The 10,763-nt window shown below is 67.3% G+C and carries 6 protein-coding genes; 2 read left to right on the plus strand and 4 right to left on the minus strand.

All coding sequences use genetic code 11. The features are described from left to right. Nucleotides 1-671: 671 nt before the first annotated feature. Together CEY08_RS11760 and CEY08_RS29950 are read left to right on the plus strand one after the other, a co-directional pair. Nucleotides 672-1,583 carry an EAL domain-containing protein gene (locus CEY08_RS11760; protein ID WP_042793609.1) on the plus strand — a complete coding sequence of 304 codons (912 nt, stop codon included), beginning with the start codon at nucleotides 672-674 and terminating at the stop codon, nucleotides 1,581-1,583. Between the two features lie 160 nt (nucleotides 1,584-1,743). Further along, nucleotides 1,744-1,920, plus strand: coding sequence for a hypothetical protein (locus CEY08_RS29950; protein ID WP_165611723.1), 177 nt, complete (start codon nucleotides 1,744-1,746; stop codon nucleotides 1,918-1,920). Nucleotides 1,921-2,062: 142 nt separating this feature from the next. Here CEY08_RS29950 and treY read toward each other — a convergent pair whose 3' ends face one another. The 4 genes from treY to glgX are packed head-to-tail and all read right to left on the minus strand — an operon-like array spanning nucleotide 2,063 to nucleotide 10,759. Beyond that, on the minus strand, nucleotides 2,063-4,753 hold the full coding sequence (gene treY, locus CEY08_RS11765) for a malto-oligosyltrehalose synthase (protein WP_084738546.1): 2,691 nt from the start codon (nucleotides 4,751-4,753) through the stop codon (nucleotides 2,063-2,065). Further along, nucleotides 4,750-6,870 carry a 4-alpha-glucanotransferase gene (malQ, locus tag CEY08_RS11770; RefSeq protein WP_076813552.1) on the minus strand — a complete coding sequence of 707 codons (2,121 nt, stop codon included), beginning with the start codon at nucleotides 6,868-6,870 and terminating at the stop codon, nucleotides 4,750-4,752. The genes treY and malQ overlap by 4 nt, the downstream gene beginning before the upstream one ends. Then, entirely contained in the window at nucleotides 6,867-8,651 is a 1,785-nt protein-coding gene (treZ, locus tag CEY08_RS11775) for a malto-oligosyltrehalose trehalohydrolase (RefSeq protein ID WP_088607674.1), read from the minus strand. Before treZ ends, malQ begins: the two co-directional genes overlap by 4 nt. Beyond that, on the minus strand, nucleotides 8,648-10,759 hold the full coding sequence (glgX, locus tag CEY08_RS11780; protein ID WP_076813550.1) for a glycogen debranching protein GlgX: 2,112 nt from the start codon (nucleotides 10,757-10,759) through the stop codon (nucleotides 8,648-8,650). Before glgX ends, treZ begins: the two co-directional genes overlap by 4 nt. Between the last annotated feature and the right edge of the window lie 4 nt (nucleotides 10,760-10,763).

Below are 10,763 nucleotides of genomic sequence, written 5' to 3' on the forward strand. Positions count from 1 at the left end.
CCGACAACAGGGTCCCGACAATGGCCGCGGCCGGCCCAAGCACGCGTAACAGACCGCCGAAGGTGCAACATACGAAAGTCAGGGGCAACAGGAGCCACAGATGGGTGGCGCTGACACTGGCCAAAAAGCAGAACAGCGCGCCGATCAGGCCCAACGCCAGCATGGCCCCCGCCCGCTGCCGCAGCGGCCCGCCCGGGTCTCCAAAGCAGGCCCAGAACGCCGCGATAGCGCTCCAGCCCAGGCGCGGTTCGTGCGCAAGCACGGCAAGGATGACGGGCGCGGCGCTGATCGCCGCAGCCTGGAGGGCGTCCAGCCACAAAACGTTGCGCAAGGAGGCGCGCCAATGGGAAAAGAAGTTCTTCACGCGAGTAGAGCAACAGCGGGGAGGGCCCGGAGCGAGACGAAAGACGCAAACCCTACCATGTCGACAAGCGCTTCCGATGACATCGGCAAGGGGGGCCGATTGGACGACCGCGTACATGAATCCGAGCAGCTTAATACGTATGGATACATATGTGTGACTTTGCCGCCGCAGGGGCGCAAAATTGCCTGGAAGAAAGTCTGGAAATCGCATACAAAAAGCCCTGTAGCTGGGAATACTCAGTCCAATGTGCCCCTTTCTGCGCCCGGACAGCGCAGGTTTCGCCCAGGGGCGCGCAAGGAGTGTCGACATGACGTCGAATCACGAGGCTTCCACAGGCTCGATGGCGAGCGACGACGAGATCGCCGCCATGATTACCGGCAAGGACGGCCTGCGCATGCTGTTGCAGCCGCAGGTGGACTTGCTGACCGGCAGGATCGTGTCAGCCGAGGCGCTGGCGCGCTGGCGGCATCGCCGGCTGGGCATCATCATGCCCTCCGAATTCATTCCGGCTGTCAATCGCCTGGGGTTGGACAAGATACTGTTCGAGCGCGTCTGCCTGCGGGTGATAGATATGCTGCTGACGATGCGGCGCGCGGGCATCGCGGTGCCGGTCGCCATCAATGCGCCTGCGTCCACCTTGTCGGATGAAGCTGCCGTGGATTTCCTGCTGGACCGCATCTACGCGGCGGAATTGCCCGCCTCGCTGGTCCGGGTGGAATTGACCGAAGACCAGCCCATCCGCGAGCTGGACGTACTGCGGGCGACGCTGCTGAAGCTTGAAACCGCGGGCTGCGAAGTCAGCCTGGACGATTTCGGCACCGGTCACGCGTCGTTGAAGCTGCTGTCGGCTCTGCCGCTGTCCGAGGTCAAGATCGACCAATATTTCGTTACGCGCATGCGGCGCAGCGCCGTTGCGTTTGAAGTGCTGCGCACCGCAGCCGAATTGGCGAACCGGCTGGGACGCCGCGTGGTGGCCGAAGGCGTCGAGAATGTCGCGGACATTCCCGCCTTGCGCGCCGCCGGCTGCCGCTACGGGCAAGGCTTCGCATTGGGCCGTCCCATGCCGCTGGATGAATTGATGGTGCGGCTGCGCACGCAGCGCGACCAGGGTGAACCGCTGGCGGCGCCCGCGGCATACACCTCTTCCTGGCTGGACGCCCACGATGCGGCCTCGGAGCCGCAATCCGGGCGCGGCAAGCGGCACGCGGCCACGCAATAGCGGTGGCGCGCTAGCGCAATTTTTACCGACAAGGCGGAACTCTGATCCCCGGCTGCGGGCCTGGGCGCGGCCTGGATGCCGCAAGGGCGCCCCACGTTTGGGCACGCGGGTTGCTGAAGGGGGTATGGCGGAGCTTTTTCCGCTTTCCAGGAGACTTGCAATGCCCAATCAGAACCAGCCCGACCAGCAAAAGCAGCAGCAGAAGCAACAGGCCCAGGAAGACCCCAGGGACCGCAAGCAGCCCGGGCAGCAGCCCGGCCAGTCCGGTCAGCATGCCGATAAAGACCGGCAGCAGCCGGGACAGAACCCGGGCCAGCAAAGCAAGATGCCGCGCTGACTCATAGACCGCGTGCTCCGGACCCTTTAGTCGGGCGGGTAGCGCGGTGAAACGGCCTTGTCCCGCTGTGGGCGGACAAGGCCGTTTATGCATGCGCGGCGCTTATCGGGTGGCGGGCCTTGCGGTGTCAGGCATTGCGGTGTCAGGCATCCACGGACAGACATAGCGCGACCGGCAGGCCGCCCAACACATCCGCCAGCCGCAGCGCGCCGTTCGTCCCCGCTTTGAAATCCTTGCCTCCCAGAACATCCTGCCACGGGCCTGACGAGCCGGTGGGCAGGTGCAAGACCGTATCGGCCCAGAACTCCGCAGCCGCCGCCGGTGCGCCGCGCGCGTAGCCGGACAGACGCAGGGCGCACAGCCGCGGCGCGACGATAAGCGCACGCGCATTGTCATGCTGCCGCAGCCAGGCCAGCGCATGGCGCGCCTGTGTCCCCGATATTTGCAGGGGAATGCACGTTCCCACGCCGAACAGCGCCGGCTGGCGTTGGCGCGCTGCAAGCAAGCGCTGGATCAGCGCTTGCTTGACCGCAGCGCTGCGCCAATCGGCTTCGCGCGCAGGAATGCTTGGTTCGGCCCGGGCGCGAGCCAATAGCGCAATGCGTCTCGGATAGTCCACCGGGCGCCGGTTGTCGGGGTCGACCAGGCTGTCGTCCCACAACTCCGTCCCTTGGTACAAGTCCGGTATCCCCGGCAGCGTGTTGCGCAACAGTGTCTGCGCCAGTCCATTGATCATGCCGGCAGGTGCCAGCGTCAAGGCGAAGTCCGCCATTTCGGTCAACAGACGCCGGCCTGGCACCGTGTCCCGCAAGTGCATGAGCGCGTTGCCCGCGACCGCCTCGTATGCGGAATCCGGATCTGTCCAACTGGTGTGCAATTTTGCTTCGCGCAGCGCCTTGAGCTGCCACTGGCCCACGCGCTCTATCCATGCGCCCAGGGCATCGTCAGGTTCGTCCACCACGTCGACGGGCCAGTCCGCCGGCCAGGCGCCTACCAGGGTCTGCGTCAACATGTAGCGATCCGCCAGCGAAAAAAGTCCGCCATCCGGCAAGGCATGGATCCAGCGATAGGCCGTCTTGCGCCAGGCGTCGGGCATTTCCGACAACACCGCCAGCCGCGCGCGCACATCCTCTCCGCGCTTGTGGTCGTGCGTGGCGGTGGCCAGCATGGCGTAGGGATGTCGGTCCGCCCGAGCCTGCACCAAGGCATGAAAGGCGTCCGGCGCCAGCGCGAATCGTCCGGGCGAGGCGCCGACCTCGTTGCGCGACAACAGTGGGCCGTAGCGGTAGAAGAGCGTATCTTCCAGCGCCTTGGCGGCAAGCGGCGGAGTCAACTGCTGACACCGGCGCAGGGCTTGGGCGGTTTCAGCGCGGGCTTGCTGTTGCGGCGAGACAGCTCTTGCGGGTATCGGAGCCGGCGTGACGCTGCCGCTGAGCCATTGGTTCAACTGTGCCAGCAAGGCCGCGTCCGACGTTCCGGAACGGGCACCCAAGAGAGCCTGAGCCCGCTGGGTGGCGATATCGCACCAATGGCGGTCGCCGTCACTGCGTCCGCCGTCTTCGGCGTAGCTGCGGTATACCGGAAACGCCACCAGCCATGCGGACATCGCACGGTCTATTGCTGCGGCGCTCCAATCGCGCATCTGCCGGTCCAGTCGCGCCACGCGTTCGAGGCTGCGGACCAGCGCCTGCCGCTCCGCCGCAAAATGGCGTTCCAGCATGCGTACGCGCGCCGCTTCCAGCTGCACCTGCGGTGTGCGCAGATCGCCCGTTAGAAGCTGCCAGAATGCGCGCAGCGGCGCTTCGGCGTCCGGGTCATGCAGCAAGGCGCCGACCTCGTCCATGAAGTCGTAGCCGGTGGTTCCATGAAATTGCCAGCGCGGGTCGGGCGACTCGCCGGGCGCCAGGATCTTTTCGGCCACCAGATATGCTTGCGTCTGCGCGCAGGAAGCCGGACGGCTCGCGCCGGCTTCGGCCAGGCCCCGGGCCAGGCGGCGCAAGTACGCGCCCGGCGCGGCAAGCCCGTCGATATGGTCGATGCGCAGCCCATCGAGGATGCCTTCGGAATACAGGCGCAGTACCAGCGCATGCACGGCGTCGAACACGGAGTCATCTTCGACCCGCACACCTACGAGGTCGCTTATCTCGAAGAAGCGGCGCCAGTTGATCTGGTCCGCCGCGCAGCGCCACCAGGCCAGCCGGTAATGCTGGCACTCCAGCAAGCGGTGCAGCCGTTCGCGGCCAGCCGTTCGGGCGGGGTCGCAGCGGCGCAGCAAGGTGTGCGGATCCAGCCCGCGTGGAATCGACTCTGGCGCGATCGGATAGCGCAGGCCGCCCACATCCAGTTCTACCCGGTCGGTCCCGGCGTTGTACTGCAAGCGCATGGCGCCTTGCATCAGCGACACGCCGTAGGGTTCCGGCAGGACAGGCAGGAGCACCTTGCCTCGCAATGCCGGGTCCTCGGCATCCCAACTGATATCGAAGTCCCGCGCGTGCGCGCTTGCCGCGCCATGTTCCAGAACGTCACGCCACCAGCCATTGGCGGGATGCGCGGCCATATGATTGGGCACGATGTCAGCAATCAGGCCCAGTCCGCGCCGGCGCGCGGCGTGGGCCAGATTGCGCAGCGCGGACTCGCCGCCCAGCTCTGGGTTGACCATGCCATGATCGATCACGTCATAGCCATGCGTGGAGCCCGCGCGAGCGCGCGTGATCGGCGACAGGTACAGATGGCTTACCCCGAGGTCGGCGTAATAGTCCACGCAGTTGCGGGCGTCGTCGAAGGTAAAGCCGGCATGCAACTGCAGCCGGGCGGTGGCGCGCGGCATGTTCATGGCCGGCCCCGCTCGCCGCGCATGGCTTGCAGGCGCGTCTGCACTTCTGGGTCGGCGAAGCAGTCCCTGCTGCTCACCGGTAGCCGCCTGCGCCAGTTGGGGTGTTCGTCCACGGTGCCGGGAAGATTGGGCTGTTCCAGCTCGCCCGCCAGATCTTCCATCGGCACGAGCAATAGCGGGCAGGGGCTGGAAGAAACGAAGCGCAGTATGTCCGCCAGTGGGGGCTGCGAGGGCGGGGCGGAGTAGCCGAGGGCCTGCGCCAGCAGGGCGCGGTCCATGCCGCGCCCGCGCCGCAGCGAAGCCAGATCGTCATCCGTTCCCAGCAGGTTCAACTTGGCCCGCAGATCAATGTCGCGTTCGGCCCACCAGCCGCGCAACGTGGGCAGGTCATGCGTGGTGGTCATGGCGACAGCCTCGACGGGCCAGGACGCGGCCGGGAGAAATGGCTGGATTGCCTCTGTCGCCGGAGATCCGGACGCCGCTGGCGCCGGGCTTTCGTGCGCCGGCTCTCCCTCCCGCCGCATGAACCACAGCACGTTCATGCCCAGGATGCCGCGATCTCCCAACTCGCGGTTGAACCCCTCTGGCACCGTGCCCAGGTTCTCGCCTATGACGAGCGCCCGGTGGCGCCAGGCTTCCAGGGCGGTCAGCGCCAGCAGTTCCTGTAGCGGGTAACGCAGGTAGGCGCCCGCGCCGGCGGCCAGGCCTTCCGGCACGAGCCACAGGCGCGCCATACCCAGGATGTGGTCGATGCGCAGGCCGCCCGCGTGGGACAGGGCCGCTCGCAGCAGGTCGATGAAGGCGGAATATCCGTGGGCGTGCATTGCGCGCGGGGAGAACGCGGTCAGATTCCAGTTCTGCCCCAGTGGATTGTGGATGTCGGGCGGGGCGCCGATGGACAGCCCCGGCATCAAGTCAGCCTGCCGGCTCCAGGCGTGGCTGCCCTCCGGGCTATCGCCTACGGCAAGGTCGGCGATCAGCCCGATGCGCATGCCGGCCGCGCGCGCCGCATTCTGGACGTCAGCCAGACTCTCCGCTGCCAACCATTGGGCAAAGCAATGAAAGTCGACGTCTCCGGCGTGCTCCTGCGCGAACCGCTCCACGTCGGGCGTGTCGGGATCCCGCAGCCCCGGCTCCCATTGCGACCATGACGCGGAGATTGCATCCCGCGCGACGTGCGCGCCATGCAGGGCTTCGAAGACCGCGTGATCGCGCAACGCCTTGCCGCGCCGCGCGCAGAATGCGGCATAGCGTTGGCGACAATCCGCGGACCCGGCCTGGCGAAAGCGCTGGTGCAGCGCGCGCAGCAGACGCTGGCGCCGCGCGCCCTCGGCGGACCAATCGATGAGGCTCGTCGGGCGTGTAGCGGCGGCGAGCTCGGCGGTCGCATGTGCCACCGCATCCCCGCCCAGGACCGCGGCCGGATCGGCATAAAGCGTGTTCAAGAATAGTCGGCTGGACGGGGCATAAGGGCTGCAGCGCTGCGGCAGCGCCGCGAACATCGCGTGCACCGGGCTGATGGCGAGCGCGTCGGCGCCTTCGGCCGCGGCAGCCGCGGCCAGCTCGCGCACCGCGGCGAAATCGCCGAAGCCTCCACCCAGCGCGCCGTGCGCGGCATCGCGCCTCAGGCTGTAGACCTGCGCGCACAGCCCCCAGGCGCGCTGCCCGGCGGATCCCGTCAACTGGTCCAGGGTGGGCGCTAACCTGGGCGCCACGGCAAGCACGGTCTGCCCGGATTCGAAACTCAGCGTGTGATAACCGGCCTCGTCGGGCGCATCCAGGCGGCCGTCCGGGCCAATGATGCCCGCGCGGGCAGCGCCCGATTCGCAGACGAGGCGGTAGGGGCCGCGCGCGGACGGAGGCAGGAACGTGGCTGCGCCAGCCCGCGCCACCAACAGCGGCGGCAGCAAGTTGGCTTGCTCGTGGCTCAGGCGGTGGTCGCTGTCGCGGATGTCTTGGGCATTGGCTGCCGGCAGGCCCATGCCGGCCAGCAACAGACGCAAGGTGTCCGGCGACACGCGTTGCGGGCGCTTGCGTGCGTCGGTCCAGTGTTCGGCGATGCCGGCCTTGCCGGCCAAGGCGGACAAAGCGGCATCGCCGGCTGCGGCGGCGGTCATGCCGGTTCCTCCAGCAGCCACACAGTGCTGTCGCCGCAGACCTCGCCTTGGAACAGCGCATCGCGAGCGCCGGCCACGGACTCGAACAACAGCGCGGCATAGGCTTCCAGCCCCGCCTGCAAAGACTCAGGCAAGGCCAGGCGGTCGGGCCCCAGGTTCGTATAGACCGTCAAGCGCGCGCCGCCGGCCAATTCCCAGCGCGCGAACACGCCATGCTCGCCGATGGCGCTGGCCCCCAGGCTGGTTGCGCCGGGCAGCCTGGGCGCAATCAGGCGCGCGCGCAAATGCAGCAGGATGGCGTAGTCCCGCATCCAGGCGTGCGCGTCCGCCGAGCTTGCACGGGGCTTGCTGGCCAGGTAGGTCTCTGGGGCGTTGGGATCGGCCAGCGCAGCCGTTGCCGAACCCTGAAACTCGGGAAACCGCGAGAATTCTCGCCGCCGCCCCTCGCGCACCGCTTGTGCCAAGGCCGGGTCGGCATGGCTGGTGAAGTAGTGGAACGGAGTCCGGGCGCCGCGCTCTTCGCCCATGAAGATCAGCGGTATCTGCGGCGCCAGCAATTGCAGCGCCACCGCAGCCCGCAGGCGGGCAGGATTGTCAACCAGGCTGGCCAGGCGCTCGCCGCCGGCGCGGTTTCCCGCCTGATCGTGGTTCTGCAGGAACAGCACAAATGCGGTTGGCGGCAGCCCGGCGCTAGGCTCGCCGCGAACCTGCCCGCCACGATATGGCGAAGGCTGGCCCTGATACAGCCAGCCTTCGGCCAGGCAACGCGCCAGGGCCTGGGCCGGCTGCGCGCTGTAATCTGCGTAATAGCCGTGAGCCTCGCCCGTCAGGAGGACGTGCAAGGCATGGTGGGCATCATCGTTCCATTGGGCATCGAAATCGCCTTGCAACAGGCTGGCGCGGTTGTCGTCGTTCTCCAGCACGAGGTGCACATAGCGTTCGGCGGGGATGTGCTGCCGCAGGTATTGCGCCAGTTCATGCAGCCATTCATGGCCGGCGATGGCGTGCACGGCGTCCAGACGCAGGCCGTCGAAGCGGTACTCCGTAAGCCAGTACAGCGCGTTTTCCTTGAAGAATTGGCTCACCGCGGGCTGACGAAAATCGATGGCCTCGCCCCAAGGGGTGACGACGTCCTTTCTGAAGAACGGCGCGGCGTAGCGCGGGAGGTAATTGCCGTCCGGGCCAAAATGGTTGTAGACCACGTCCAGCATCACGCCCATTTCCAGGCCGTGGGCCTCGTCGATCAGGCGCTTGAGCTCGTCCGGCGTGCCATAGGCGGTGTCGGGCGCGTAGGGCAGGACGCCGTCATAGCCCCAGTTGCGAGGCCCGGGGAAATCCGCAATGGGCATCAGCTCCAGCAAGGTAACGCCCAGCGCAGCCAATTCGGGCAGCCGCGCCACGAGGCCCGCGTAGCCGCCTTCCAGGCCCGCATGGGTCTCGTAGAGCACGGCATCTTCCCAGGGGCGTCCGCGCCAGGTTGCATACCGCCACGGGTATGAATCCGGCGCGGTGACGATGCTGTCTCCATGCACGTCGCCATGCTGCAGGCGCGACGCGGGGTCGGGAACGACGGTCTCATCATCCAGGCGATAGTGATAGCGCGCCCCGATAGGGCAGTCCACGTCCGCTTGCGTGTAGCCGTCAGGGCCGGGCCGCAAGGGGATGGGGGGATGACCTTCGACCTCGAGGGCAAGGCTGGCGGGTGCGGAGGGCGCCCACAAGCGGAAACGCGTGACGCCGCTATCCAGAGGCATGGCGCCGGACGCATAGGTGTGGCTCATGTCGGATCCCCCGGCACGTGCGCCGCGGCCAGCAGCACCACGCTGCGCGCCGCCACCGTGATCGCCGGCTCTGCCAGGGGCGCGGCCGGCGCCTGCGTGGCGGAGTCCAACTCGCGGATCCAGGCCAGGGCGGGCGGCGGCACCTGGAACACCACGTCCTCCCCACCCGGATTGAGCATCAACAGAGTCACGTCCAGACTGCCGTCCTCGCGGCAGGCAGCGCGGCGCAAGGCCATGGCATTGTCCTGTTCCGACTCCCAGGCGGCGGCATCGAGTTCGCCGCCCGCCGGGTCGAACCAGGCGATGGCCTTTACCCCAGGCGCCAGCTCCTGGTTGGCATCGCCATAGCGCGCGCCCCGGGTGCTGGGGTGCGCGCGGCGCAGTGCGATCAGGCGCGCGGTATAGCGGCTGAGCTCGCGGCCGGCCTCGTCCTGCGCTTGCGTCCAGTCCAGCCATGACAGGCGATTGTCCTGGCAATAGGCATTGTTGTTGCCTTCCTGGCTGTTGCCGAACTCGTCGCCGGCCAGCAGCATCGGCGTGCCGTCGGACAGGAACACGCACGCAAGCTGCGCCCGTTGCACCAGCTTGCGGGTCTGGAGGATGTCCGGATCTTCCGTCGGGCCTTCGGCGCCCCAGTTGTGGCTGTAGTTCTCGCCATGGCCGTCATTGCCGCCTTCGCCGTTGGCCTCGTTGTGGCTGGCGTCGTAGCTGACGATGTCGGCAAGCGTGAAGCCATCGTGCGAGGCGACGTAGTTGATGCTGCTCCAGGGCCGGCGGTGGCGGCGGTCGAACAGGTCGCGAGATCCGCACAGCCGCGCCGCCATTTCGCCGCGCATGGCGGGGTCCGCGCGCCAGTAGCGCCGGTCCGCGTCGCGGAACTTGTCGTTCCATTCCGCAAACCCTGGCGGATGATTACCCAGCTGATAACCGTCGAGGCCGACGTCCCAGGGCTCGGATATCAGTTTCAGACGGGCCAGGGTAGGATCCTGCAGCACCGCGTCGAAAAAACCCGAGCCAGGGTCGTAGCCGGTTCCTTCCCGGCCCAGCGTCACGCCCAGGTCAAAGCGGAAACCGTCCACGCCATAGGATTCGGCCCAATAACGCAGCGAATCCGTGACCATCTGCAGGACCCGCGGATGCGACAGATTGACGGTATTGCCACAGCCGGTGTCGTTGATGTAGTAGCGCTCGTCGCCGGGGACCAGGCGATAGTAGCTGGCATTGTCCAGGCCGCGCCACGACAGCGTGGGGCCGAGTTCGTTGCCCTCGCAAGTGTGGTTGTAGACCACGTCCAGGATGACTTCGATGCCTGCGGCGTGCAGCCGGCGTATGGCCTGGCGCAGTTCGTTCGGATTGTGCTGGAGGTAGGAGGGTTCAGGGGCGAAGTAGGAGAGGGTGCTATAGCCCCAATAGTTGCGCAGGCCGCGTTCCGTCAGGAAGCGATCCTGCAGGAATGCGTGGACCGGCAACAGCTCCACCGCCGTGACACCCAGCCGCTGCAGATGCTCGATGAAGCGGGGGTCTGCCAAGGCGGAGCAGGTGCCGCGCAAGGGTTGGCGCAGGTCTTCGCGCAGCATGGACGCGCCGCGCACGTGGACCTCGTAGATCACGGTGTCGTTCCACGCCGTGCCCGGCGGCCGGCTATTGCCCCAGGTGAACGGCGCCTCCTCGGCCACGATGGCCTTGGGCATGGCGGGCGCGCTGTCGCGCCGGTCTATGCTGAGGTCCGCGCGCGCGTGTTTCATGCGATAGCCGAACAGCGCATCGCTCCAATGCACCGGCCCGGTCAGTTGCCGCGCATACGGATCCAGCAGCAGCTTGTGGGGATTGAAGCGGTGGCCATTGCGCGGGTCGTGCGGCCCGTGGGCGCGGTAGCCGTACACCAGCCCCGGATGCGCGTCTGGCAGATAGCCATGCCAGATCTCGTCCGTGCATTCCGGCAGGTCGAAGCGGCGCAGTTCCTTTCGGCCCCTGGCGTCGAACAGGCACAGCTCGATACGCGTGGCGTTGGCCGAGAACACCGCGAAGTTCACGCCCAGGCCGTCGCTGACCGCGCCCAGGGGATGAGGCTGGCCGCCGCTAATGCGCGTAAATTGGGTAGGGTCCATATAC

It is taken from the genome of Achromobacter insolitus (assembly GCF_002209555.1).
GTDB classification, from domain to species: Bacteria; Pseudomonadota; Gammaproteobacteria; order Burkholderiales; family Burkholderiaceae_B; genus Achromobacter; species Achromobacter insolitus.